The sequence below is a fragment of the Pseudomonas sp. LW8 genome, from assembly GCF_041956865.1.
Taxonomy (GTDB): domain Bacteria; phylum Pseudomonadota; class Gammaproteobacteria; order Pseudomonadales; family Pseudomonadaceae; genus Aquipseudomonas; species Aquipseudomonas siliginis.
This window is the reverse complement of record NZ_CP168138.1, coordinates 3,305,555-3,330,639: the sequence shown is the minus strand read 5'-3', so window position 1 is coordinate 3,330,639 and position 25,085 is coordinate 3,305,555. Positions and strand designations below refer to the sequence as shown.

The 25,085-nt window shown below is 59.9% G+C and carries 26 protein-coding genes and 1 pseudogene; 12 read left to right on the top strand and 15 right to left on the bottom strand.

All coding sequences use genetic code 11. The features are described from left to right. Positions 1 to 33: 33 nt before the first annotated feature. Complete coding sequence (locus AB9L16_RS15035; protein WP_024013261.1) at positions 34 to 1,656, bottom strand: MFS transporter; 1,623 nt, start codon at positions 1,654 to 1,656, stop codon at positions 34 to 36. A gap of 132 nt (positions 1,657 to 1,788) precedes the next feature. Continuing rightward, a complete protein-coding gene (locus AB9L16_RS15030; RefSeq protein ID WP_236168655.1) occupies positions 1,789 to 3,450 on the bottom strand; it encodes a GMC family oxidoreductase in 1,662 nt (553 codons plus the stop codon). A 133-nt stretch (positions 3,451 to 3,583) separates the two neighbouring features. Here AB9L16_RS15030 and AB9L16_RS15025 point away from each other — a divergent pair, with 133 nt between their 5' ends. Further along, positions 3,584 to 4,495, top strand: coding sequence for a LysR family transcriptional regulator (locus AB9L16_RS15025; protein WP_252867784.1), 912 nt, complete (start codon positions 3,584 to 3,586; stop codon positions 4,493 to 4,495). Between the two features lie 34 nt (positions 4,496 to 4,529). Next, positions 4,530 to 5,009, top strand: coding sequence for a GNAT family N-acetyltransferase (locus tag AB9L16_RS15020; protein ID WP_056789243.1), 480 nt, complete (start codon positions 4,530 to 4,532; stop codon positions 5,007 to 5,009). A 102-nt stretch (positions 5,010 to 5,111) separates the two neighbouring features. Here AB9L16_RS15020 and AB9L16_RS15015 read toward each other — a convergent pair whose 3' ends face one another. From AB9L16_RS15015 to AB9L16_RS15005, 3 genes are all read right to left on the bottom strand, one after another. After that, on the bottom strand, positions 5,112 to 6,215 hold the full coding sequence (locus tag AB9L16_RS15015) for a DNA alkylation repair protein (protein WP_375122319.1): 1,104 nt from the start codon (positions 6,213 to 6,215) through the stop codon (positions 5,112 to 5,114). Between the two features lie 2 nt (positions 6,216 to 6,217). Continuing rightward, a complete protein-coding gene (locus tag AB9L16_RS15010; RefSeq protein WP_150635039.1) occupies positions 6,218 to 6,823 on the bottom strand; it encodes a glutathione S-transferase in 606 nt (201 codons plus the stop codon). A gap of 61 nt (positions 6,824 to 6,884) precedes the next feature. Further along, positions 6,885 to 7,793, bottom strand: coding sequence for a MurR/RpiR family transcriptional regulator (locus AB9L16_RS15005; protein WP_375122318.1), 909 nt, complete (start codon positions 7,791 to 7,793; stop codon positions 6,885 to 6,887). 403 nt (positions 7,794 to 8,196) lie between these two features. Between AB9L16_RS15005 and AB9L16_RS15000 the strand changes: the two genes are divergently transcribed. The 3 genes from AB9L16_RS15000 (at position 8,197) to AB9L16_RS14990 (ending at position 10,746) form a co-directional block, all read left to right on the top strand. Then, positions 8,197 to 8,601 carry a TraR/DksA family transcriptional regulator gene (locus AB9L16_RS15000; protein ID WP_016775095.1) on the top strand — a complete coding sequence of 135 codons (405 nt, stop codon included), beginning with the start codon at positions 8,197 to 8,199 and terminating at the stop codon, positions 8,599 to 8,601. Positions 8,602 to 8,828: 227 nt separating this feature from the next. Beyond that, positions 8,829 to 10,433 carry a methyl-accepting chemotaxis protein gene (locus AB9L16_RS14995; protein ID WP_375122317.1) on the top strand — a complete coding sequence of 535 codons (1,605 nt, stop codon included), beginning with the start codon at positions 8,829 to 8,831 and terminating at the stop codon, positions 10,431 to 10,433. Positions 10,434 to 10,542: 109 nt separating this feature from the next. Next, a complete protein-coding gene (locus AB9L16_RS14990) occupies positions 10,543 to 10,746 on the top strand; it encodes a hypothetical protein (RefSeq protein WP_016775093.1) in 204 nt (67 codons plus the stop codon). 6 nt (positions 10,747 to 10,752) lie between these two features. On the opposite strand, the gene AB9L16_RS14985 is transcribed toward AB9L16_RS14990, so the two are convergent. After that, positions 10,753 to 10,992, bottom strand: a complete 240-nt coding sequence (locus AB9L16_RS14985) for a DUF2789 family protein (RefSeq protein ID WP_056789253.1) — start codon at positions 10,990 to 10,992, stop codon at positions 10,753 to 10,755. A 49-nt stretch (positions 10,993 to 11,041) separates the two neighbouring features. Further along, the gene (locus AB9L16_RS14980) at positions 11,042 to 11,254 is read right to left on the bottom strand and encodes a hypothetical protein (RefSeq protein WP_224787248.1); all 213 of its coding nucleotides are present in this window, start codon (positions 11,252 to 11,254) and stop codon (positions 11,042 to 11,044) included. A 459-nt stretch (positions 11,255 to 11,713) separates the two neighbouring features. Between AB9L16_RS14980 and AB9L16_RS14975 the strand changes: the two genes are divergently transcribed. From AB9L16_RS14975 to AB9L16_RS14960, 4 genes are all read left to right on the top strand, one after another. Beyond that, entirely contained in the window at positions 11,714 to 12,184 is a 471-nt protein-coding gene (locus tag AB9L16_RS14975) for a hypothetical protein (protein ID WP_039763128.1), read from the top strand. Further along, positions 12,181 to 12,378 (top strand): hypothetical protein, encoded by a 198-nt coding sequence (locus AB9L16_RS14970; protein WP_076562405.1) that lies wholly within the window; start codon positions 12,181 to 12,183, stop codon positions 12,376 to 12,378. Before AB9L16_RS14975 ends, AB9L16_RS14970 begins: the two co-directional genes overlap by 4 nt. A gap of 125 nt (positions 12,379 to 12,503) precedes the next feature. Continuing rightward, positions 12,504 to 13,520 carry an ABC transporter substrate-binding protein gene (locus AB9L16_RS14965; protein ID WP_375122316.1) on the top strand — a complete coding sequence of 339 codons (1,017 nt, stop codon included), beginning with the start codon at positions 12,504 to 12,506 and terminating at the stop codon, positions 13,518 to 13,520. A 92-nt stretch (positions 13,521 to 13,612) separates the two neighbouring features. After that, positions 13,613 to 14,053, top strand: a complete 441-nt coding sequence (locus AB9L16_RS14960) for a DUF3995 domain-containing protein (RefSeq protein WP_041480810.1) — start codon at positions 13,613 to 13,615, stop codon at positions 14,051 to 14,053. 116 nt (positions 14,054 to 14,169) lie between these two features. Here the strand turns inward: AB9L16_RS14960 and AB9L16_RS14955 are convergent, their stop codons facing one another. The 7 genes from AB9L16_RS14955 to AB9L16_RS14925 form a co-directional block, all read right to left on the bottom strand. Then, positions 14,170 to 14,532: a Na+/H+ antiporter subunit G gene (locus AB9L16_RS14955; protein ID WP_041480808.1), complete on the bottom strand. Its 363-nt coding sequence runs from the start codon at positions 14,530 to 14,532 to the stop codon at positions 14,170 to 14,172. Next, the gene (locus tag AB9L16_RS14950; protein ID WP_041480807.1) at positions 14,529 to 14,807 is read right to left on the bottom strand and encodes a K+/H+ antiporter subunit F; all 279 of its coding nucleotides are present in this window, start codon (positions 14,805 to 14,807) and stop codon (positions 14,529 to 14,531) included. Before AB9L16_RS14950 ends, AB9L16_RS14955 begins: the two co-directional genes overlap by 4 nt. Then, positions 14,804 to 15,292: a Na+/H+ antiporter subunit E gene (locus AB9L16_RS14945; RefSeq protein WP_252867778.1), complete on the bottom strand. Its 489-nt coding sequence runs from the start codon at positions 15,290 to 15,292 to the stop codon at positions 14,804 to 14,806. The genes AB9L16_RS14950 and AB9L16_RS14945 overlap by 4 nt, the downstream gene beginning before the upstream one ends. Continuing rightward, positions 15,289 to 16,968 (bottom strand): monovalent cation/H+ antiporter subunit D, encoded by a 1,680-nt coding sequence (locus AB9L16_RS14940; RefSeq protein WP_095180236.1) that lies wholly within the window; start codon positions 16,966 to 16,968, stop codon positions 15,289 to 15,291. The genes AB9L16_RS14945 and AB9L16_RS14940 overlap by 4 nt, the downstream gene beginning before the upstream one ends. Continuing rightward, a complete protein-coding gene (locus tag AB9L16_RS14935) occupies positions 16,965 to 17,309 on the bottom strand; it encodes a Na+/H+ antiporter subunit C (protein WP_016775082.1) in 345 nt (114 codons plus the stop codon). The genes AB9L16_RS14940 and AB9L16_RS14935 overlap by 4 nt, the downstream gene beginning before the upstream one ends. After that, entirely contained in the window at positions 17,309 to 20,227 is a 2,919-nt protein-coding gene (locus AB9L16_RS14930) for a monovalent cation/H+ antiporter subunit A (protein ID WP_305380967.1), read from the bottom strand. The genes AB9L16_RS14935 and AB9L16_RS14930 overlap by 1 nt, the downstream gene beginning before the upstream one ends. Before the next feature lie 171 nt (positions 20,228 to 20,398). Further along, positions 20,399 to 21,334: a DMT family transporter gene (locus AB9L16_RS14925; protein ID WP_375122315.1), complete on the bottom strand. Its 936-nt coding sequence runs from the start codon at positions 21,332 to 21,334 to the stop codon at positions 20,399 to 20,401. A gap of 85 nt (positions 21,335 to 21,419) precedes the next feature. Between AB9L16_RS14925 and AB9L16_RS14920 the strand changes: the two genes are divergently transcribed. The 3 genes and pseudogenes from AB9L16_RS14920 to AB9L16_RS14910 all read left to right on the top strand — a co-directional run. After that, the gene (locus AB9L16_RS14920) at positions 21,420 to 21,983 is read left to right on the top strand and encodes a helix-turn-helix domain-containing protein (protein ID WP_041480799.1); all 564 of its coding nucleotides are present in this window, start codon (positions 21,420 to 21,422) and stop codon (positions 21,981 to 21,983) included. Next, positions 21,984 to 23,387, top strand: a complete 1,404-nt coding sequence (locus AB9L16_RS14915; protein ID WP_375122314.1) for an FAD/NAD(P)-binding protein — start codon at positions 21,984 to 21,986, stop codon at positions 23,385 to 23,387. A gap of 68 nt (positions 23,388 to 23,455) precedes the next feature. Continuing rightward, a pseudogene (locus AB9L16_RS14910) lies at positions 23,456 to 23,563 on the top strand (DUF4381 domain-containing protein); the annotation flags it as partial. A gap of 26 nt (positions 23,564 to 23,589) precedes the next feature. Here the strand turns inward: AB9L16_RS14910 and ppnN are convergent. After that, a complete protein-coding gene (ppnN, locus tag AB9L16_RS14905) occupies positions 23,590 to 24,963 on the bottom strand; it encodes a nucleotide 5'-monophosphate nucleosidase PpnN (RefSeq protein WP_056789275.1) in 1,374 nt (457 codons plus the stop codon). Positions 24,964 to 25,085: the final 122 nt, after the last annotated feature.

Below are 25,085 nucleotides of genomic sequence, written 5' to 3'. Positions count from 1 at the left end.
TCGCTTCCCTCGCCATTGTTGTCAGCGGGTTTTTCAGTTTTTATCGAGATCGATATTCTTCGTCTCACGCAGACAGATCATCCCCACCACCAGGCTCACCCCGGTGATCAGCACCGGATACCACAGCCCGTAGAAAATATCCCCGGTGTACACCACCAGCGCAAACGACACGGTGGGCAGGAATCCGCCGAACCAGCCGTTGCCGATGTGATAGGGCAGCGACATAGAGGTGTAGCGAATGCGGGTCGGGAACAGTTCGACCATCAACGCGGCCAGCGGGCCGTAGCACATGGCCGAGATGATGATCAGCGCGACGATCAGGGCGACGATCATCGGTTTGTTGATCTGCTGCATATCGGCTTGTTGCGGGTAGCCGGCGAGGGTGATCGCGCCGCGCAGTGCCGCCTCATCGAAACCATCCAGCTTCACGTCGCCGACACTCACTTGCACAGCGCTGCCCGCAGGTGCAGCGACGCTGGAGTAGGGCAGGCCTTGCTTGACCAGGAAGGTCTTGACCTTGTCGCACGGGCTGTCGAATTTGGCCTTACCCACCGGATCGAACTGGAACGTGCAAGTGGCGGGATCGGCGAGGACGGTGATCGGTGCCTGACGGCTGGCCTGATCGATCGCCGGGTTGGCGTAGTGGGCCAGGGATTTGAAGATCGGGAAGTACAGCGCGGTCGCCAGCAACAGACCGAGCATCAGCACCGGTTTGCGCCCGACCTTGTCCGACAGCCAGCCGAAAAAGATGAAGAATGGCGCGCCGATCACCACGCTGATGATCAACAGGCTGTTGGCCACCGCCGGGTCCATTTTCAGGAACTGGGTGAGGAAGAACAGCACATAGAACTGCGCAGCGTAAAAGGTCACCGCTTGCCCGGCGTTGATGCTGAACAGCGCGATCAGCACGACTTTGAGGTTTTCCCATTTGCCGAAGGATTCGCGGATCGGCGCCTTCGAGGTTTTGCCTTCTTCCTTCATTTTCAGGTAGGCCGGCGACTCGTGCAGGCTCAGGCGAATCCAGGTGGAAATGCCCAACAGGACGATCGACAGCAGGAACGGAATGCGCCAGCCCCAGACTTCAAACTGGTCGCCGGTGAAGTAGCGGCAACCGAGCACTACCAGCAGCGAGAGCAACAGGCCGAGGGTCGCGGTGGATTGAATCCAGCTGGTGTGGAAGCCACGTTTGCCGATAGGCGCATGTTCGGCCACGTATGTCGCCGCACCGCCGTATTCGCCACCGAGCGCCAGGCCCTGAAGCATGCGCAGCACCACCAGAATGATCGGCGCGGCGATGCCGATGCTGGCGTAGGTCGGCAGCAGGCCGACGCAGAACGTCGCCACGCCCATCAGAATGATCGTCGCCAGAAAGGTGTATTTGCGCCCGATCATGTCACCCAGACGGCCGAATACCAACGCACCGAACGGCCGTACGATGAAGCCGGCGGCGAACGCCATGAGCGCGAAGATGAACGCCGTGGTGTCATTGACCCCGGCAAAAAACTGCTTGCTGATCACCGCCGCGAGGGCGCCGTAGAGGAAGAAGTCATACCACTCGAACACCGTCCCGAGTGATGAAGCGAAGATGACTTTCTGCGTGGCGTTGCTGGTCTCGGCGCTGCCCGCAGCGTCCAGCGGCTGAACGTGTTCTGACATATCGGTATCCCTCACAGTGATTGTTTTTGTTGTTCCACTGGTGTTGCGTGTCCGGTAATGCGCGATGCCTGAGTCTGGTGATGATTGCTGTGGGAGCGAGCCTGCTCGCGAAAGCTTTTTGTCAGTTAACTCCTAGGCTGAGTGAGCTACCGCATTCGCGAGCAGGCTCGCTCCCACTGGGGAGATATCTGCAGATCTGGACAAAATCAGTTGTGCCGCCTTCTCGGCAATCATCAGCGTAGGCGAACAGGTGTTGCCCGAGGTGATGCGCGGCATGATCGACGCATCGGCAACGCGCAGACCCGGCACACCATGCACGCGCAATTGCGCATCGACCACCGCGTCACCGTCATTGCCCATGCGGCAGGTGCCGACCGGATGGAAAATCGTCGTGCCGATCTTCGCCGCCGCTTCATGCAATTGTTCTTCGCTTTGCAAGCTGTCGCCGGGCAGGTATTCGACCGGTTTGAACGCTTGCAGGGCAGGGGCGCTGACGATGCGCCGGGTCAGGCGAATCGCATCGGCGGCGACGCGCAGATCTTCTGGATGGCTGAGGTAATCGGGCTGGATCAGCGGCGCTGCTTGCGGATCGGCCGAGCGAATCTCGATGCGTCCACGGCTCTGCGGGCGCAGGTCGCACACCGAGGCGGTGAACGCCGGGAAGCTGTGCAGCGGCTCGCCAAAGCGCTCCAGCGACAGCGGTTGCACGTGATATTGCAGGTTCGCCGAGGTTTGCTCGGGACCGGAGCGGGCGAATGCGCCCAACTGACTCGGCGCCATCGACAGCGGCCCGCTGCGGTCATACAGATAGCGCAGGCCCATGCCCATCTTGCCCCACACGCTGCCGGCGATCTGGTTCAGGGTGCGGGCGTTTTCCAGCTTGTAGATCAGGCGCAGTTGCAGGTGATCCTGCAGGTTGCCGCCGACCCCCGGCAGCTCATGAATCACGCCTATCCCTACGCGTTCGAGCAGCGGCCGCGGACCGATGCCGGAGCGCTGCAGAATGCTCGGCGAGCCGACTGAACCGGCGCACAAAACAATCTCCTTGCGCGCCTTGAACTGTTTGATCTGACCTTCATGCTGCGCGCTGACTTTCGCCGCGCGGCCGTTCTCCAGCAACACACGATCAACCTCGACGCCGGTCAGCACGGTCAGGTTCGCCCGGCTGCGCAGCGGTTTCAAAAAGGCCTTGGCCGCGTTCCAGCGCACCCCGGCTTTCTGGTTGACCTGAAAGTAACCGCAGCCTTCGTTGTCGCCCTGGTTGAAGTCATTGATGCTGGCGATGCCGCTCTGCTCGGCGGCGCTGCGAAAGGCATCCAGAATCGGCCACGACAGGCGCTGCTGTTCGACCCGCCATTCACCCTGATCGCCATGAAATTCAGCGCCGCCGGCAAAGTGGTTTTCGCTCTGTTTGAACAGCGGCAGCACATCCTTCCAGGCCCAGCCCGGATTGCCTGCGGCCGCCCAGCCGTCATAGTCGCCGGCCTGGCCGCGCATGTAGATCATGCCGTTGATCGACGAACAGCCGCCCAGCACCTTGCCGCGCGGATAACTCAGCGCGCGGCCATTGAGGCCCGGTTGTTGTTCTGTTTTGAAGCACCAGTCGGTGCGCGGGTTACCGATGCAGAACAGGTAACCCACAGGAATGTGAATCCAGGCGTAGTTGTCGCGTCCGCCGGCTTCGAGCAGCAACACCCGCTGCTGTGGATCCGCAGAGAGCCGGTTGGCCAGCAAGCAACCGGCGGGGCCGGCGCCGACCACGATGTAGTCGAATTCATCCAGGGACGTCTGCATGCCCTGACCTCGCTTTTTGTTTTTATTGTCGGACACTCTAGTTGTTAGCTTTCGTTAAAAGAATGTTAGTTTTTGCGCAGCCGCTGTGCGTTTTCAAACAGCGTGCAACGACGATAGCCGACAAGGACCCGCCATGTTCGACTGGAACGACCTGCGCTTTTTTCTCGAGCTGCAACGCAGCGGCCGCCTGCTCACTGCCGCGCGCCGGCTCAACACCACCCACGCGACAGTGGCGCGGCATATTGAATCGATCGAGAAAAGCCTCGGCACTGCGCTGTTCGTCCAGCACGCCCAGGGCTATGAGATGACCCCGGCGGGGGAGGCGCTGCTCAAGCACGCCGAAGCGATGGAAAACGTCGCGCTGCTGGCGCAGGAAGAAATCACCCAGTCCACCGCGCCGCTGGGCAAGATCCGCGTCGGCGTCACCGAAGGCCTTGGCATCAAATTTCTCGCCAGTCGCATGATTGGCTTGTTCGAGCGTTATCCGGGATTGGAGGTGGAACTGGTCGCCGTGCCGCGCTTCGTCAGCATCCTCAACCGCGAAGCGGAGATCAGCATCCACCTCGAACGGCCATCCGCCGACATGCTGGTCACGCGCAAGCTCACTGACTATCGGCTCGCGCTTTACGCCAGCCAGACCTACCTCGACAAAGCGCCACCGCTGCATAGCCGCGAAGACCTGGGCCGACATGCGTGGATCGGTTACGTTGACGACCTGCTGTTCAGTCAGGAACTGATGTTCCTCAACAGCTTCTGCCGCAGCCCGCGCGTGGTCTTTCACAGCACCAGCGTCATCGCCCAGCAGGAAGCGGCGCGCTCGGGGTTGGGCATCGCCGTGCTGCCGTGTTACATGGCCGCGTCCGACCCGGATCTGGTGGCGCTGCTGCCGGATGAAAGCATCGAACGCAGCTACTGGATCAGCACGCGGCGGGAGTTGCACAAATCGGTGCGGCTGCGGGTGGTCTGGGATTATGTGGTGGGGTTGTGTGAGGCGGAGCAGGGGTTGTTGCTGGGAAGATCTCAGGTTGGCTCCTCTTTTGCTTGAAAGCGCCAAGGACTTTTAGCAATGGATAGCAGCAATGAGGGAATGGCTTACCGTTCGCGACATCAATCCGGACACCATGAAGGCCATCAGTGACGGCGTCTTACAGCATGGCCGAGCCTTGTCCGAGGCTCGCGGCGGACAAGCTGAGGCCATCGCCTGTTCGCTGATGGAGAACGGGGCACTAATCGGCGGCGCTTCCGGTAGAACCGAATTCAGGCGTCTGTTTGTCAATTACCTGTGGATCAACGCGCAATGGCGTGGAACCAGGCTGGGTACTCAGGTGTTGCACAAGCTTGAGGCATTAGCGGTTGAAAGAGCATGCGTAGATGCGTTGATCGAAACACTGGATGACGACGTCGCCCGTTGGTACACCCGCTGCGGATACCGATTGATCGCGCACGTGCCTGAGTACTGCGGCCCGTGGAGTCGCCATACGCTGTTGAAAGTGCTTGTGACAACGGGTGCTCCCTCAGGGCTTAATTCGGCGTCCCATACGGAAGTTGGTAACTACTGAAGGCGGGAGTTTGTCCATTGTGCTGCCGCGCTCATTATCGATGCACGGCTGCCAGTGCACTGATTCGCGACCGGTCTTCAAGACCAATCAATGACTCATTTCTCAAATCAAAACCTCAAACCCTGCACTACCCACCACCTTTCCGTTAATCATCACCTGCACTCCATGCCGGCCGGCAAAATGCTTGCGTGTCGTGAAATCCTTGATGACCTGTCTGCGCTGCACAAGCGCCACCCCAAACCCCGGCAATTCCACCGTCTTCAACTTGAATACCTTCCTCGAAACCCCGCCATTCGCCTTCACATACTCAATCGCATAGTCGATCACCAGCCGCTGTTCATGCGCCACCGTCGACTTCACCGTAAACGACAACGTAATCGCGTCCCCCAAACTCACCATCGCCGGCTCAACCCGGGCATCCGACAACTCAACCTCAGCCTTCGCCCCCGCGCCAATCACCGTCAGCGCGCGCACGTTGCCCTGTTTGATCAAGCTGCGCAGCGCATGCTTGGCAATCCAGGCGGTGTGCTTGTTATCCAGCGACCAACCTTCAATCGTGTCCAACACCCACTCCGGATGCACTTTCGTCACATCATTCAAATGATTCGCCACGGACTTGCGCACGTACAAGCTCTCATCCGCCTTCAACCGATTCAGTATCCCGGCGGCCAGCAGCGGATCCGCTTGTACCGCTTCCAACCGAAAGGACCACGGCAGGCGAGGGCGGCTGCCTTCGCTGGCTAGTCGGCGGACGTGATGGTTTTCTTCGCGGGTCCAGTCATGCATTCGTTCCAGCGAGCGCTCGAGGTCGCTGCGCAGAAAGTAACGGATGGCGAATTCGGAGGAGCCGAAAGTGGTGAAGTATTTCAGGGCATCCATGGAGGTATCGAAGGCGTGCCCGCCATAGCTCGCGACGTAATGCGGCAGGCACATGCTGACGAACCCGCTGTTCAGCCGTGGCGCGAGTTCGAACAGCACTTCGAGGGAATCTTCGTAGTCCAGCGGCAGCACGGCGTGCAGGCTTTCGCTGACACGCGCCATGCGTTGCATCACTGATAATTCAGCGAGTCCGTCCTGGGCGTGTTTGAGAAACGCCTTGGCCTTGAATGCCGGGTACACCGCGCTCATTTCGTCAGCGATGTGCTGCAAGCGCTCGGCGTTGAAGATTTCCTTTAGCGCCGGGGCGGCGGTGTCGGTGGTGCTCATGGTCAGGTCATCGGTGTGCTGATGAACGCGTCGGTGCCTTCTGCGTAGGCGGTGTATTCGGCGATGCGCGCATAGCGCGCGGAGTCGACCTGATCGGGCACGACGAGGTTGGTGAAGCTCCAGGCAACCGCCAGGCTGATGCCGGTCTGGGCGAGGGAGCCGTCGACCGGCAAGTCACTGTGCTCAAGTTCTTTTTCCAGGGCGGTAAACGCGGCGGCGAGTTGGCCTTCAACGCGTTCAACCCAAGGTTGATACTGAATGTCGGCCGGGCGCAAGTTGCGTTCGTAATACAGCTGCACGGCTTTTTCGCAAGCGGCGAGGCTGAGGCCGATCAGACGCAGGGCGTGGGCGCGTTGTGTGAGATCGCTGGGCAGCAGGCTCTTGCCGGAACTGGCTTCGAGGTAGTCGAGGATGAGGGTCGAGTCCATCAGGACCACGCCGTCGTCGAGGATCAGCGTGGGCGCCTTGACCACCGGGTTGATCTGCTGGAATTGCTCGAAGTGGCGGAACACCGAGACCGACTCGTGTTCGAGGTCAATCCCCAGGCATTTGGCGGAGATTGCTACGCGGCGCACGTAGGGAGAGTCGAGCATGCCGATCAGTTTCATGACGCGTTCCTTCAAGTCGAACCGGTGGGAACGCATAACCTAGCCGAGCCTGAGACAATTGTCAGTCGTCGAATCCGGGTTGTTCGTGAATCTCATCGACATTCAGTTCCAGCCGATAGGCCACCGCCACAAACAGCGCCTGACATAAACACAGTGTCGCGCTTAGCGAACGAAAGGCCAGCGCACTGCCTTCATTGACCAGCAACACGCTATTGGCAAGTTTCGCCAGTGGCGACAGAGGGCTGTCGGTGATGATCAGGGTATTGGCGTCCTGACGCTGCGCGAATCGCAGGCAGTGCTGGGTTTCCTTGGCGTAGGGCACAAAACTGATGGCGATGACCAGGTCGTTGGCGCGCACGCTGCGCATTTGCTCGCGATAGCTGCCGCCGATGCCGGAGACGAGATGAATGCGCTTCTGCGTGTGCTGCAGGTTGTAAACCAGATAGTCGGCAACGGCGAACGAGCGGCGGACCCCGACCACATAGATGTCGTCGGCATTGACGATGAGATCGACAGCTTTGTCGAACGCAGCCCCATCCAGTTCGCGGCCCAAACGTTCGATGCCCGATAGCGTTGCGTCGATGCACTCGCGGACAAGCTCACCGCTGTTGGCGGTCTGCGATTTGCTGGCGATCAGGCTGCGGATGCGTTGTTGATAGTTCTGCGCCGGCGTGGCCTTGTGCGTCCAGGCCTGGCGGAACAGCGCCTGCATTTCGCTGAAGCCGCTGAACCCGAAGCGCTGCGAAAAACGCACGATGGCGGACGGATGCACCTCGCATTCACGAGCGATGTCGCTGATGCGGTCGACCATGATTCGCTCGCTCTGCTGGCTAATGTAACTGGCGATACGTTTAAGCTGACGCGGAAGGGCGTCATATTCGTCGCTAATCGTTTGCAGCAGACGCTCGGCAGTGATCGGGGGGCTGGCGAGCGTAAGTTCGTCGGCGGCCGGCAGATCGGGGCGGGGCATAGGACATCCTTCGGGCGGGTTGATCACGCGGTAAGCCTGATCATAGAAGGGCTGCGAGTGCTCTGCCGGGCTGAAACGATGCACCTTGCGAGAATAATTTCCGCTGTCGATGGCGGCATGGTTAGCCGTTTGTCTTCTATATACAGCCGCTGGAGTGAATTTCTTGCTATAAACGCACTCCGATGGCCGTGTGAAGCCTGTGTCAGAGCAATTTCCTGGTCCTGTCGGACAAATTCCCTGTATTTACAGTTGCTGAGGCCTTGATCGGGCCTTAGACTGCCGCCCCTCGTAAATTGAGTGCCGGGTGGCGTTTGCAATAAAACGATGCCTTTTCGACGGCCGACACGGTTCGCCGAAACGCTCCCTTATTCGCCTTAATGCACGTTTTTTTATAGAGATATCAATGACAAAGGACAAGTTGCTGGCTATGCCGGCAGATGACTACATGAATGCAGAGCAACACGCTTTCTTCACTGAGCTGTTGCAGAACATGAAAGTCGAAACCCACGAGCGCATTGAGCAAAACCGTATCGCCATCGAAAGCCTGGACACCCCGGCTGACCCGGCGGACGCGGCTTCGGTTGAAGAAGAGCGCACCTGGCTGGTCAACGCGATCGATCGCGACCAGCGCATGCTGCCGCAACTGGAACAAGCCCTTGAGCGCATCAAGGACGACAGCTTTGGCTGGTGCGACGACAGCGGCGAGGCCATCGGCCTGAAGCGTCTGCTGATCAGCCCGACCACCAAGTACTGCATCGAAGCTCAAGAGCGTCACGAGCAGATCGACAAGCACCAGCGTCAGGCCTGATTCCATGGCGGCCCCTTGAATAGGGGGCGCCTGCAAAAGATCGCAGCCTTCGGCAGCTTCTACACGGAGTTGCGCGAGGCTGCGATCTTTGTTTTTGCTCGTCTGCGATATTTCCCCATCGTTCCCTTGACCTGCCACAGACCCCACGACTAACGGACCATGGATAATGGCGTTGTAGTGGCGTTTAATGCAGTCACAACAATGAGAACAAACGTGGGGTGATCAAGATGACGAGAGATGGATCTCTGGTTGCGGCGCTGCCTGCACCAGTGCTTTTGCCGAAAAATCGCTGGATCGCGCCGACCCTGCAAAGCATCGCTCTGATGCTGTTGCTGGCCGGCATGGCTCTGGCCGAATGGTCGCTTTACCTCGGCATGCCGCTGGCGGTGCTGATTGTCTGGCTGCCGCGCCTGCGTTCGCGCAACGTTCCAGCTGCTGTCCCGGTCGATAGTGCGAGCGCATTGTCCGCACTGACTCGCGATCTCTCCTACACCACCAGTCACAACGCACTGTCTGCCGCCGGCGTGGCGTTTTCGGTCAAAGCGCTCGCCAGCAAACTTGAATCGCAACTCGACGCGGCGGCGCAGATCGTCAGCAACGCCGAAGTGATGATCGCCACCGAGCAGGCGACTTCACAGCTCAGTCGCGACGCGCTGGACGCCGCCAGCCAAGCGCATCACAGCAGCGCGGCGGGGCGCAGCGAACTGCTCGACTCGATTTCGCGCATGCAGCAACTCAGTCAACGCGCCAACGCCAGTCGCGAGCTGATCGAGGCCCTGAGTGTGCGCAGCGACGACATTCAGCGGGTGACGCTGGTGATTCAGTCGATCGCCAGCCAGACCAATCTGCTGGCCTTGAACGCAGCTATTGAAGCGGCCAGGGCGGGCGAACATGGTCGCGGTTTCGCCGTGGTCGCCGATGAAGTACGCGGATTGGCGGCACGGACGGCGGCGGCCACGGGCGAAGTCGGTGAGATGGTTGCAGACATTCAGCAGCGCACCGCGCAAGTGGTGGCGCAGATTCGCGAGTTGTCGAGTGATCTGCATACCGGCGTCGAACAGGTCGAGCACACCGGTCAGCATCTGGAGAACATCGCGCGACTTGCCGCCGGAGTGGAAACCCAGGTCAGCGAAATCGCCCGTGGCGCGCAAACCAATCGCGAGCAGCTTGATGCGCTGTTCAGCGCGATTGAGCAAATGCGTAGCGATCTGGCGATCAGCGATCAGCAGACCCGCCGCCTCGCCGAGGCGGCGGTGCAGATGGAAGGGCAGGCGGAAACCATCAGCGAACGCTTGGCCGAAGTCGGTCTGGACGACTATCACCAGCGCATTTATGACCTGGCGCGCGAAGGTGCGAGCCTGATCGCACCGCGCTTCGAAGCTGATGTCGAGCAGGGGCGGATCAGCCTGGATGATTTGTTCGATCGCAGCTACCAGCCGATTCCGGGTACCGAACCAGCCAAATTTCAGACCAGGTTTGATCAGTACACAGATCAGGTCTTGCCCGCGATTCAAGAGCCTCTGTTAGCGCGTCATGAAGGTTTGGTTTTCGCGATCGCCTGCACGCAGCAGGGTTATGTGCCGACGCATAACCAGGCATTCAGCCAGCCGTTGACCGGTGATGTGCAGGTCGACACGGTAAATAACCGCACCAAACGCAAATTCGCTGACCGCACGGGCATCCGTTGCGGCAGCCATCAACAACCAGTTTTGCTGCAGACTTACACGCGCGATACGGGTGAGCTGATGCATGATCTTTCGGTGCCGATCATGATCAAGGGCCGGCATTGGGGCGGATTGCGGCTGGGCTATAAACCTGAGAACCCACACTGAGATTGTTACCGTTGACGCAATGAATCTGTGCACGGCGGTTGCTGTTTCCTCCCGAAGGAAAGCTTTAATCTGACGACTTAGTTAGGTAGCTAATTATTTCGGAGGGCACATGCAGTGCAGGGTGGATGTGGCAGTAATGATCGGCAGCGGCGTTCCGGCCGGCTTACGCGCGATGGGGCGCAGTGTGTGCTGGGTGGTTTTGCTCAACGGGGAGCGACGCGGCACAGCCTTCGCCAGTCGCGATGAAGCGGAGGAGTGCAAGGCTGCCTGGCTCGAACAACTGAACATCGAGCCCGGCGACAGCCTGCACTGATCGCCCTTATTTACCGCGATGCAGGCGCACGTTCAGCTCATCGACAGTTATCGCTTCTTCGCCGTCCTCACGCAGCCACTCTTTTAGTAGTTGCGCCTGTTGGGGCGTCCAGAAATCGGCATCGATCAATTTGATATCAGATTTCAAAGGGTGGGCTTCGACAAAATTATTGATCGACGCTTCATCGGCTGGTAGGCCCAGCTGTTCGAAAAGGGTGGTCAGGTTAAGCTCGGTTGGCAGTTCCATCATCTACTCCTGGGTTGGTGCCGGTACGGCTTGTTCGTTCACTCCCTTATCAGAGGCAGGCGCTGGCGCGGAGTTCGATTTTTGATTCAAGCGAGCGGGCGAGGGCGCAGGCTTCGTTGTGATTGCCGCGGAAACCTCTGACACGTCCCGTGGATATCTCCTTGATGTGAAAGAACGCAATACCTGCCGGCACCACTTGAAAGTGCGGGGTTCGATGATTGTTAGAAGATGTCGGAAGGTTGTCGAGTTCGGCAACCTTCATCGTCAGAGATGGGGTGATTCGCGCGTCAGCCGACGTGGCAAAATGAGTCAAAGTGCACATATGAAGTCCTTTTCATCAGTCGGCCGGGATTTAACGGCCGTTGCGGGTAGTCGTAATGAGCATCGCTGCTCTAGAATCGCCAGTACCTGTTGACGACCGGGCTTATCTAAAGCAATTTTTCGCCAGCGATATGTCGGAAAAGTGCTTTTTTTCGTGAGAAATTTCCCTGAAGTTCGTAGTCAGAATTGCTCTAGTCGCACTTGAGGCGTTTTCCTTCAAGCTTTGGCGATTTCAGAGCAGGTTTCACTAATGACAATCCAGTAGTCTACGAACCTCGCGATTCAAGAGTGCTTTGCTCGCTTCGGGTGTTTGAATGTTTTTGCAGTTTTCATCGGCCTGGCCGTTTCTTTGCCGTGGGCGTTTTTCGCTGCGCGGTTTTTCAAATGTGGGGATGTTTCTTTGGCAGTCAGTAACCTCGATATGCATGCTTTGTTCGTGCTGGGTGATTTGCGTGCAAAGCTGGTCAAGCAATTCCAATCACGTTTTGTTTACATCACCGAGCAAAACGCCGAAGGCATTTACATCGCCGAAATCGACACCGAAAGTGCATTGGTAGTCGATGACAAACCGGGACTCAAACTCAAGGTTGGCGACCATTTCATCGCGTCAGTTTTGCCCAGCCGTGAAGGCGGCAAGATGGACATTCGTTTTCGCGACATCAAACTGACGGTCTACGGCCTGGGCGATTACGCCTTTGTCAGCACGGCCGACGGTCACGCGATCCTGTTCAAGGAAGGCCATAGCGTCGTCACCGTGTTCGCCGCCAATGAGCAGCTGCAGGAAGGTTTGACCAAAACCCTCAAAGCCGTCACTGCCAAAGCCGCCAAATGGCGCAAGGGCGAGCTGGTGACCTTCAAGGCCAGCGAGTGAAGCGCGCGGATTTCCATGCGCAAAATCTCGACAGCGCACGCGAAGAAGCTCAGCGCTTGTTCGCCCGCAAGGCCGAACTGCAAGGTGCCTGGCTGAGTTGGGTAGCGTCGCAGCTCTATGCATTGCAACCGGCGGCATACGCCAGCATGGTCAGACGTGAGCTGCAAAGCCTGCAGGAAAAGTCTGAAACGTAACCTCGCACGCAGCGGACCCCGGAAAAAGCAGGAACCTCGGCTAAAGTCAGTTGACTGAGTCATTCAGAGGCTTGCGTTTCTGTCAGGCCAACTGCCATTGCTGTGAACAGCACGAGGTGCGATGCATGAACGGATTTCGACGGTTACTGGCCGCCAGCGTGGCCACCTTTGGTTTGCTGACGTCAGCGCAATCGCTGCAGGCGGCACAGGCGCCGGTGCACTTTGCCGACCTGAACTGGGAAAGCGGCAGCCTGATTACCGAGGTGCTGCGGGTTATCGTCGAGAAAGGCTATGGCCTGCCGACCGACACTTTGCCCGGGACCACCATCACGCTTGAGACCGCGCTGGCCAACAATGACATCCAGGTGATTGGCGAGGAGTGGGCCGGACGCAGTCCGGTCTGGGTCAAGGCCGAAGCCGAGGGCAAAGTGGTCGGCCTGGGCGATACGGTAAAAGGCGCCACTGAAGGCTGGTGGGTGCCGGAGTACGTGATCAAGGGCGATCCGGCCAAAGGCATCAAGCCGCTGGCGCCGGATCTGCGCAGTGTCACTGATCTGAAGAAATACAAGGACGTGTTCAAAGACCCGGAAAGCCCGGGCAAAGGGCGTTTCCTCAACAGCCCGATCGGCTGGACTTCGGAAGTGGTCAACAAGCAGAAGCTCACGGCGTATGGCTTGCAGGACGACTACACCAACTTCCGCAGCGGCTCCGGCGCTGCGCTGGATGCCGAGATCAGCTCTTCGATTCGTCGCGGCAAACCGGTGTTGTTCTATTACTGGTCGCCGACGCCGCTGCTTGGCAAATTCAAACTGGTGCAGCTGGAAGAGCCGCCGTTCGATGCCGAGGCGTGGAAGACGCTGACAGATGCCGATAATCCCAATCCGAAACCAACCCGCTCGCTGGCATCGAAGCTGTCGATTGGCGTGTCTACGCCGTTTCAAAAGCAGAACCCGCAAATTGCCGAATTCTTCAGCAAGGTCGATTTTCCCATCGAGCCACTGAACAAGGCATTGGCGGAGATGAGTGACAAGCACACCGCACCTCGTGAGGCGGCGGTCGCGTTCATGAAAGCGCATCCGGACGTGTGGCACGCCTGGTTACCCAAGGATGTGGCTGACAAGGTGACGGCTGATCTGAAATAACGCGGTCAACGCAGCGCACCGCCGACCGGTCGTGCAGGGGCAAAAAATCCGACTAGGATGGTTTGTTCAAATCCCTTTGAAGGATTTCAACCATGACCTTTGTGTTGGCTCAATGGCTGGTGACTGTGTTCGCGGCAATCGGCCTGATGCACGTGTATTGGGCGTTGGGTGGGCAATGGGCGGCTGCGGTGGTGGTGCCGCAGGTGCCGGTGTCGGGCTTCGTGGCCTCGGTACGCCCGGCCTTCAAGCCCTCAGGCTGGCTGACGCTGGCAGTCGCCGCTGCGTTGCTGGTCATTGCGGCGCTGGTTTGTATGCGGGTCGGCTGGGGCATGCCGGCGGTGCAGCACAAGGCACTACAATGGGTAATCAGCGCGATTGCGTTGCTGATGTTCGCCCGAGCGATCGGTGACTCGAATCTGGTCGGATTTTTCAAGGAAGTGAAAGGTTCGCGATTTGCGCGGCTGGATACCTGGGTGTATTCGCCGTTGTGTGCGCTGCTGGGGGCGGGGTTGTTGGCGGTGGCTTGGGTTTGAGCTGATCCGGAATTGGCGACGCCCCGACTGGCCGCTTCGCGAGCAGGCTCGCTCCCACACATGGGAGAGCGGATTTCTGGTGTAGCGATGGCGCCATCACAGGCGCCACATGATCATCAGTTACCACTTTCAGTCTGACGACTGCTCACCTCAGCCGGCACATCATCCCCGGCCATCCGCTTGCGGAACAACGCCGCCCGCGCCAGCAGCAGGGTGGTCACTGGCACGGTGATGGCCAACAGAACCGGAATCAGCCAGGCATGCACCACTGGCCCGGACTTCAGCGCTGAAAAGCAGATGATCGACGCCAGTGCCACACACCAGGCACCGATTGTCGACGCCAGCGCTGGCGGATGCATACGCTGGAAGTAATCCTTCATGCGCAGCAATCCGGTTGCGCCCAGCAGGGTAAACACGCCGCTGAGCACCAGCAGGACCGCCACCGGAATCTCGACCCACAAAGACAATTCGGCATTCATTCGATCACCTCGCCACGCAGCAGGAATTTCGCCAGGGCAAACGAGCCGACGAAGCCGAACAGCGCAATCAGCAGCGCCGCTTCAAAGTAGGTATCACTGGCGTAGCGAATGCCCAGGGTCAGCATCATCAGCATGGCGACGATATACAGGTAATCCAGCGCCAGTACCCGATCCTGCGCTGACGGGCCTTTGAACAAGCGCACCAGGGTCAGCGTCATCGCCACGCAGTACAGAAACAACGTCAGCAGAATCGCATTCGACAGCAATGGGCTCATTCGAAAATCTCCATCAACGGTCGCTCGTAAGTGCTTTTGAAGTGCTCGATGAACTGCGCTTCGTCGTGCAGATCCCAAACGTGCAGCAACAGAACGCTGCGGTCCAGTGCCAGTTCCGACCATACGGTGCCGGGCACCACGGTGCAGATCATCGCCAGTGCCGCCAGACCATGAGCATCGCGCAGATCGAGCGGCACCTTGATAAAGCATGAGCTGGGCGGGCGCCGTCCGGCGTTGAGTACGCCCCAGGCGACGATCAGGTTGGACATGATCACGTCACGACCGACCAGGAGAAACAGGCGCAGCACGGCCATCGGATTGCGAATGCGCGCACGTTTCGGCCGCAATTTGCGCATCATCAGCGGCGCGGCGAAGCCCAGCGCGGCACCGAGCAGCAGATTGCCCGGGCTGACGGACAGGTTCAGGGTCAGCCACAAGACCCACAGCGCCAGCGATAACCACGGAGCCGGAAACAGTCGATTCATGGCTGCACCTCGAGCATGTCAGCTCTGGCTTGCGGACTCGGCACCGCACGTGTACCGAGAACTGCGAGCACATATTGCTGCGGATTGTTCAGCGCATCGGCCGTAGCCTGGGTGTAGCGCAACAGCGGTTCAGCCTTGAACGTCAGAACAATGCTCAGCCCGAGCAGCAGAAAAATCGGCGCGCATTCGAGTTTGCGCAGCAGTGGTGACGGGCGCTCCTCCGGCGTCCAGAAGCGCTGGATACCCAGGCGAGAGAAGGCCATGAGGGAGGCCAGGCCGGTCAGGATCAACAGGGCCAGCAATCCCCATGCGCCGGGAGGCAGCGGCGCCGCAGTGCCAAGTCCCGACGGGTTGAGCAATGCCCCGATCAGGCTGAGCTTGCCGATAAATCCGGAGAGCGGTGGCATGCCGATAATCAACAGCGCGCAGGCAATGAAGCTCAAACCGAGAAAGGCCATGGTCCACGGGATGACCTGACCGACCACGGCTTTCTGTTCGTCGTCGAGGTTGATGCCCTTGGGCGGTTGCAGCGATTCCTGCGGGCGCGGCAGCAGTTCGCTTTCGTCCTCGAGGGGAATCTCGTTGGCCGAGCGCGAGCGCTCGATCAGTTCGGCCAAGAGGAACAGCGCGCTCAGCGCCAGGGTCGAGCTGACCAGATAGAACAGCGCAGCGCCGATCAGGTTCGGCTGGGCGAAGCCGATCGCCGAGAGCAGGATCCCCGCCGACACCAGAATGCTCAGGCTGGCCATGCGCTCCAGGCGTTGCGCGGCGATAATCGCCAGCCCTGCGCAAGCCATGGTCGCCATGCCGCCGTAGATGAGCCAGTCGCCGCCGAAGAATGCCGAGGCGCCGGCCTGACCGGAAAACAACAGGGTCCACAAGCGCAGCAGGGTGTAGACGCCGACCTTGGTCATGATCGCGAACATTGCCGCCACCGGCGCGCTGGCGGATGAATAAGCCGGCACCAGCCAGAAGTTCAGCGGCCACATCCCAGCCTTGGCCAGAAACGCTACCGCAAGAATCCCCGCGCCAGCATGCAGCAAACCACGATCGGCTTCCGGCACCAGCGGAATCTTCATCGCCAGATCAGCCATGTTCAGCGTGCCGGTCACCCCGTAGATCAATGCAGCGCCGATCAAAAACAGTGACGATGCCAACAGGTTGATCGAAATGTAATGCAACCCCGACGACACCCGCGCCCGGCCCGAGCCGTGCAGCAACAAACCGTAGGATGCCGCGAGCAACACTTCGAAGAATACGAACAGGTTGAACAGATCCGCCGTCAGGAACGCGCCATACAGGCCCATCAGCTGGATCTGGAACAGAGCGTGAAAGCTTGAGCCGGCGCCGTCCCAGCGGGCCATGGCAAACAGCAACGCGCTGACGCCGATAACGCCGGTCAGCACCAGCATCAGTGCCGACAGGCGATCAACCACCAGAACGATGCCAAACGGTGCCTGCCAGTTGCCCGGCAGGTACACACCGATGGAGCCGGGCACGCCGGTGGTCTGCGTCCATTGCAGTAGCATCACTGAAATGAACAGGCCGAGGAGGCTGGAGAACAGGTTGATTTTCGCCTTCAGCGGCCGGTGTTTCTCGCCGAGCATCAGCATGATTGCGGCGGTCAGCAGCGGCAGCAGGATCGGTGCAGCGATCAGGTGAGTCATCGCCATCATTCTTTAGGCTCCCGGCCGTCGACATGGTCGGTGCCGGTCAAGCCGCGCGAGGCGAGCAATACGACGAGGAACAGTGCGGTCATGGCGAAGCTGATGACGATCGCCGTCAGCACCAGCGCCTGGGGCAGCGGGTCGGTGTAATGCAGCAAGTCCTGGGTCACGCCGTCCTTGATCACCGGCTCCTTGCCGATGAACAGGCTGCCCATGCTGAAAATGAACAGGTTGACCGCATACGACAATAGACACAGGCCCATGACCACCTGAAAGGTACGCGGGCGCAGGATCAGCCAGACCCCGGAGGCGGCGAGAATGCCGATGGCGATTGCGATGACTTCTTCCATCAGACGGCTCCTTTGCTGGCGACTGACTTGGGCAGCGAGGCCGTCTTGTGGCCGCGCACCGATTGGTGGGCGAGGGCGGTGAGAATCAGCAGCGTCGACCCGACCACCACGGCGTACACGCCAATGTCGAAGAACAGCGCACTGGCGATATGGATGTCGCCCAGCACCGGCACGCTGATGTGCCAGGTGTGAGTGGTGAGGAACGGATAGCCGACCAGCATCGCACCGAGGCCGGTGGCGGTGGCGAACAGCAGACCGGTGCCCATCCAGCGCAATGGACGCAGGCTCATTTGCGCCTCGACCCACTGCGTGCCGGCAACCATGTATTGCAGGATAAAGGCCACCGACATCACCAGCCCGGCGACAAAACCGCCGCCCGGCTGATTGTGCCCACGCATGAACAGATAGAACGACACCACCAGTGCGACAGGCAGCAGCAGGCGCACCAGCACTGCCGGCACCATCATGAAGCCGAGCGCGGTGTCGCTGGCCGAACGCGGGTTGACCAGATCAGTGACCACGTCCGGTGCCAGCAGACGTTGCTGCGCCGGCAATTGCAGGCTTTCCTTCGGCGGGCGGAAGCGGCGCAGCAGGGCGAACACGGTGAGCGCCACGGCGACCAGCACGGTGATTTCACCGAGGGTGTCGAAGCCACGGAAGTCCACCAGCATCACGTTGACGACGTTGCTGCCGCCGCCCTCGGGCAGGGCGCGACTGAGGTAGAAAGAGGAAATATGGTTCGGCGTCTGCCGGGTGAGCATGGCGTAGGACAACAGCGCCATCCCCGCACCGACCGCAATCGACAGCAGCAAGTCGCGCAGACGACGGATACGCGCCTTGCGCAGGCTGCCTGGCAGTGGTGAGACCTCTTCGATGCGTCGTGGCAACCAGCGCAGACCAAGCAGGATCAACACCGTGGTCACCACTTCGACCGCCAGTTGCGTCAGCGCCAGATCAGGCGCGGAGAACCAGACGAAGGTCACGCAGGTCATCAGGCCACAGACGCTGACCATGGTCAGTGCAGCGAGACGGTGATATTTGGCCTGCCATGCGGCGCCAAGCGCACAGGTGATCGCCAGCAGCCACAGGGTCACGAAGACGATGGAACCGGGAATTTTCGGCCGGTCGCCCCAGGTCAGCGTGCTGTGCAGCATCGGGATCAGACCGGCGAGCACGGCGGCCGAAACCATCAGGAACAGTTGCATCTGCAAACGCTTGGTGCCGAGGCGCCGCTCGACGCGCCGGGCGATGCGCATCATCACGACCAGACTGCGCTCGAACAAACGCTTGCCGTTGAAGCGCCCCACCAGCGGCGGATACTTGAAATGGCCGAGCCTGAACTGCTTGCGCAGCAGCAGATAGAGGATGATGCCGCCGGACATGGCGATCAGGCTCATGATCATCGGTGCGTTCAAACCGTGCCAAATGGCCAGGCTGTATTCCGGCAACTCACCACCGACCACCGGCAATGCCGCAGCGGCGAGTAATGGCCCGACGATCTGCGCCGGAAAAATCCCCACCAGCAGGCAAGTGAAGACCAGCAACTCGACCGGGGCGCGCATCCAGCGTGGCGGCTCGTGCGGCGTATGCGGCAGGTCAGTGGCGGTGGGGCCGAAGAACACGTCGACGGTGAAACGCAGGGAATAGGCAACGCTGAACATGCCGGCGATGGTCGCGACGATTGGCAGACTGGTCTCGACCCACGCGGTGGCGTTGATGAACACGGTTTCGGCGAAGAACATTTCTTTCGACAGGAAACCGTTGAGCAGCGGCACGCCGGCCATTGAGGCACTGGCGACCATGGCCAGCGTCGCCGTATAGGGAATCAGTTTGATCAGACCGCTGAGCTTGCGGATATCACGGGTGCCGCTTTCGTGGTCGATGATGCCGGCGGCCATGAACAGCGAAGCTTTGAACGTCGCGTGGTTGAGAATGTGAAAAACTGCTGCCACTGCGGCCAGTGAACTATTGAGGCCCAGGAGCAAAGTGATCAGACCGAGATGGCTGATGGTCGAATAGGCCAGCAAACCTTTGAGATCGTTCTGGAACATCGCGCAGTACGCGCCAAGCAACAGTGTACAGGCGCCCGCTCCGCTGACGATGTAGAACCATTCCTCACTGCCGGACAGCGACGGCCACAGACGTGCCAAAAGGAAAACCCCGGCCTTGACCATGGTCGCCGAGTGCAGATAGGCCGAGACGGGCGTCGGTGCCGCCATCGCGTGGGGCAGCCAGAAGTGAAACGGGAATTGCGCGCTTTTGCTCAGCGCGCCGATCAGGATGAGTGGCAAAAGAACAGGGTAGAGGGCATGTGCACGAATCAGATCGCCGGCGGCCAGGACCTTGTCCAGGTCATAGCTGCCGACGACATGGCCGAGAATCATGACCCCCGCCAGCAGACATAACCCGCCGGCACCGGTGACCATCAGCGCCATATAAGCCCCGCGCCGCGCATCGGCGCGGTGGTGCCAGTAGCCGATCAGCAGAAACGAAAAGAGGCTGGTCAGCTCCCAGAAGAACACGATCTGAATCAGGTTGCCGGAGATCACCAGGCCAAGCATGGCGCCCATGAACGCGAGAAAAAACGCGAAAAAACGCGGCACCGGATCGTCCGGCGACATGTAATAACGGGCATATAAGGAGACAAGTGTGCCGATGCCGAGCACCAGCATCGAGAACAGCCAGGCGAAGCCGTCCATGCGCAAAATGAAGTTCAGCCCGAGGCTGGGCAACCACATGAATTCTTCGCGGATCACGCCACCGTGGGCGATTTGCGGGTACAGCATCGCGACCTGAACGGTGCCGATCAAAGCGACCAGACCCGCCAGCAGCGATTCGGCATTGCGCGCATTGTGCGGCAGCACCGCTGCCAGACAGCTGCCGATGAACGGCAGAAGCAGTAGAACTATCAGGGACATAGGCTTCTAATCTGCGGAAGTTTGTGAAGCATCATACGTGCCAGCTCCCTGATCACCAAACGCGAGGATGTCTCAGAATCCTACAAAGTAGTCCGGAATTTTGTGTTTGGCGTTGTTTCAGGGGCAACAATGGTGCGGCGCTTTCGCGAGCAGCCAGAAAAAGATTGCGGGTCACGCCTGCGTTTCCCGCTCCAGCTCAGCTTCTGCCTCGGTGGACCTTCCCTTGGTCTTCAACTCACTGACAATCACCGCCGCCACAATCAGCCCGGCGCCCACCAGTGCAATCGCCGGCAAGCGCTCTCCGGCAATCCGTCCGACAATCCCGGCCCACACCGGTTCACCGGCATAGATCAACGTCGCCCGAGTCGGCGAAACACTCTTCTGCGCCCAGTTCATCGCCACCTGAATCGCCGCACTTGCTGCGCCCAGACCCAAAGCGGTCACCAGCAACAACCAGGAAAATTCCGGAATCACTTCACCGGTCGGGACCACCAGCAAGAACGACAACACCGCCGTCACCGCCAGTTGCACCACCGTCACCCGCCGCACATCAACCTGCCCGGCGAAAGTGCTGATCAAAATGATTTCAGCAGCAATCGCAACGGCGCTGATCAATGTCGCGATTTCTCCGGGACTGAAATTCAACGCCGCCCCCGAGGGGCCGGACAACAACATCAGTCCGGCAAACGCCAGCATGATCCCGATACTTGGCATCAACCCCGGACGCCGTCCCAGCACCAGCCATTGCAGCAGCGGCACAAACGGTACATATAGCGCGGTAATGAACGCCGACTGACTGCTCGGAATACTTTGCAATCCGACCGTCTGCAGGCCGTAACCGAGCATGATCGCCACGCCGATGAACGACCCGGCCTTCACTTCGAACAAGGTCAGTTCGCGCAGATGACGCCAGGAGAACATCGCCACGATCGCCGCCGCGGCGGCAAAGCGCAGGCCGACAAAAAACATCGGGCCACTGACCGTCATGGCATGTTGCACAATCAGAAACGTGCCGCCCCAGATCATGGTGATCAGCACCAGCACGCACTCGGCTTTGCTGAAGCGGGAAAAGCGGATTCGGGACGCAGAATTGTTTGGCGACATCATGACCTTGCGCACATTAAAAGGGAGGCCGCACAATGCCGCCAACGTTGCGCAGTATACTGCCCAACCCCACCGAGTGAGCAATATAGTGCACAAAGATTCGACCCAGCGAGCCTCCGTCCTGCAACACGTCAGCCAGAACGTTCGACGCCTGCGCCATGCGGCGGATATGAGCCAGACCGCACTGGCGGAAAAGTCCGGGGTGAGCCGACGGATGCTGGTGGCGATCGAGGCAGGCGAAAAGAATGTCAGCCTGACCACGCTTGATCGCGTCGCCGAAGCGCTCGACGTTGCGTTCAGTGATCTGATCCAAGCGCACGATGCGCGCGACCCGAGCCGGATCAATGAGGTTGCCTGGGCGGGCACGATTCCCGGCAGCAGAGCCGTGCTACTGTCCAAAGCCACCGCGAGCCGCGAAGTCGAGCAATGGGAGTGGTGCCTGCAACCGGGCGAGGTTTATCCGTCGCAACCGGACGCCGATGGCTGGAGCGAGCAGATCTACGTATTTGAGGGTTGCCTGACGCTGATGCTCGGCGATCAGGCGCAGCACATCAATAAAGGAGAGTTTTTCATGTTCGCCAGCAATCAACCGCATGCCTACCGCAACGATGGCGATGTGGCTGCGCGGTTCGTGCGTAATGTGGTGATCTGAATGGAGCAGCCTGCGGACATTCTGATCATCGGCGGCGGCCTTAGCGGCACGATGCTGGCAGTGCAATTGCTCCGGTTGCCGGGGCAACGAAAGATTCTCATCATCGAGCCTCGCGCTGAACTGGGACGTGGTGAGGCTTACAGCGCAGTCGAGTTGGGGCATACGCTGAACGGCAACGCGGCGCGGATGAGCGTCGATCCGGATAATCCTGATGATCTGACGCAGTGGCTGACCGCGCATATTGCCGGCGGCGGCTGGCCGGAATCTGCCGAGCAGGACGTGCCGGTCAGTGAGCTGTTTCCGCCGCGCGGCCTGTTCGGGGTCTATGTGCAACAGCGTCTGGCTGAGGCCCGGGCGGTGGGCGCGCTGCAAGGTTCGACCGTTGAACATATTTGTGCTGAAGCCGTCGACCTGCAAAGCGATTCCGGCTCAATGCAGCTCACCTTGAGCGATGGCCGGATTTTGCGTGGATCGCAGGCGGTGCTGGCCACCGGCATGTTTCCCGCCGCTCGCACGCCGCAGACGCAATCCAGTGGCCTTAACGCCGCAGCGCTTGATCCCTGGGATGTGGCGGCCATGCGCGAACTCGACCCGCAGTCCACCGTGGTGATCATCGGCTCCGGTCTGACCATGGTCGATGCCGTGGTGTCGCTGGAGCAGGCCGGGCACCGTGGGCCGATCGAGGTATTCTCCCGGCATGGCCTGCTGCCGCACGTGCGCCGTCAACCGCCGGCCTGGGTGGATTTTCTCGCAGCAGATCACAGCATCCGCACGCCACGCCAGTTGGTGCGCGAATTGCGCCGACATTGTCGCGACGCAATCGCCCAAGGCATCGACTGGCAGGCGCCGCTGGATACGGTTCGCGCGCATATCGCGCGGTTGTGGAGTCAGGCGACTGACGTGCAGCGTCGACAATTCGTACGGCATGTACGGCCATGGTGGGAGAGTCACCACCATCGTTCGCCGCCACTGAGTGCCGAGTTGATCGAACGGCTGCACAGGGAAGGACGCTTGCGCATTCACGCCGCGTCATTCAAGGGCATTGAGCCCGGCGCTGGCGATGCTGTGACCATTCGCATCCGTCCTCGGGGTGAGGCTGAAACATCTACTGTAAGTGGTGCGGCGCTGATCAACTCCAGCGGTATTGAATACGAGTGGCGGCGAGTCGCACGACCGTTGCCACAGCAGTTGCTGGCGCGGGGGCTGGTGCGGCCGGGGCCGTTGGCGCTGGGGATCTCGGCAAAGGACGGCGCAGTGGTGGGTGCCGAAGGGCGGGTGAGTAGTCAGCTGTTTGCCATGGGCCCGCCGTTGCGCGGGATGTGGTGGGAGAGTACGGCAGTGACGGACGTCGCTGCGCAGGCTAAAGCGTTGGCTCGGCGGTTGGTGGATAGCCTGAGAGACTGATGTGTTTTTCTTGGGCCTCTTCGCGAGCAGGCTCGCTCCCACAATGGGATTCAGGTTGTTACTACAATTTGCGGCACACCATAAATCCTGTGGGAGCGAGCTTGCTCGCGAAAGCGTCATCTGATTCAACGTCTCTGTTGAATGAAAGACCGCTATCGCTGGCAAGCCAGCTCCCACATTGGGCTTTTGTGACGGCTTGAGATTATGCGACTACCCGGTAGCAAGGCACATACGCCGCGCCACCCGGAAGTTTCATCCGGTGCTGGGCGACGAAGGCTTTGAGCAGTGCATCAAGCGGCTGCATGATCGCCGCATCGCCACGGATCTGATACGGCCCGTGCTCTTCGATCAGACGAATGCCCTTGTCCTTGACGTTACCGGCGACGATCCCGGAAAACGCCCGACGCAGATTGGCCGCCAGTTCATGCGGTGGCTGGTCGCGGTGCAGTTTCAGGTTGGCCATGTTTTCGTGGGTCGGATCGAACGGACGCTGGAAGCCCTCATCGATCTTCAACAGCCAGTTGAAATGAAACGCATCGTTACGCTCGCGGCGGAACTGCTTCACCGCTTTCAAGCCTTGAGTCATCTGCCGCGCTACTTCGGCCGGATCATCGATGATGATCTCGTAATGCTGTTTGGCTTCTTCGCCGAGGGTCGCGATGACAAACGCATCCAGCTGTTCCAGATACGGCGCGGCATGCTTCGGCCCGGTGAGGATCACCGGGAACGGCAGACCTTCATTGTCCGGGTGCATCAGGATGCCGAGCAGGTACAGGAACTCTTCGGCCGTACCGGCGCCGCCCGGGAAAATGATGATGCCGTGGCCAACACGGACGAAGGCTTCCAGACGTTTTTCGATGTCCGGCAGGATCACCAGCTCATTGACGATCGGGTTCGGCGCTTCGGCGGCGATGATGCCTGGCTCGGTCAGGCCGAGGTAGCGACCGCCGTGAATGCGTTGTTTGGCATGGGCAATGGTCGCGCCCTTCATCGGGCCTTTCATCACGCCAGGGCCGCAACCAGTGCAGATGTCGAGGCTGCGCAGGCCCAGTTCGTGGCCGACTTTCTTGGTGTATTTGTATTCTTCGGTATTGATCGAGTGGCCGCCCCAGCACACCACGATCTTCGGCTCGACGCCCGGGCGCAGGGTGCGCGCGTTGCGCAGCAGGTGGAACACGTAGTCGCTGATGCCTTGGGAATTGCTCAGGTCGATGCGCTGGCTGTCGAGTTCGTTCTCGGTGTAGACGATGTCGCGCAGGGCGCTGAAGAGCATTTCGCGGGTGCTGGCGATCATCTCGCCGTCGACGAACGCGTCGGCCGGAGCGTTCAGCAGCTCTAGGCGTACGCCGCGATCCTGTTGGTGAATACGGATTTCGAAGTCCTTGTAGGCTTCGAGGATGGTCTTGGCATTGTCGACATGCGCGCCGGTGTTGAGGATGGCCAGGGCGCACTGGCGGAAGAGGGTATAAGTGCTGCCGGATCCGGCTTCGCTCAGTTGCTGGACTTCACGTTGAGAAAGGGTTTCCAGACTGCCTTTCGGGCTGACCGAGGCATTGATTACGTGTCGTTGGGTCATGCAGTGATCCTTAAAACGATGTCATCCACAACGCAGCGGATGGCATCCGAATAGTGTGTATCCATGAATGAAGATGGCACGATCTGCGCTATACCGCCATGTCCCGTTGGACTTTGAAAAGA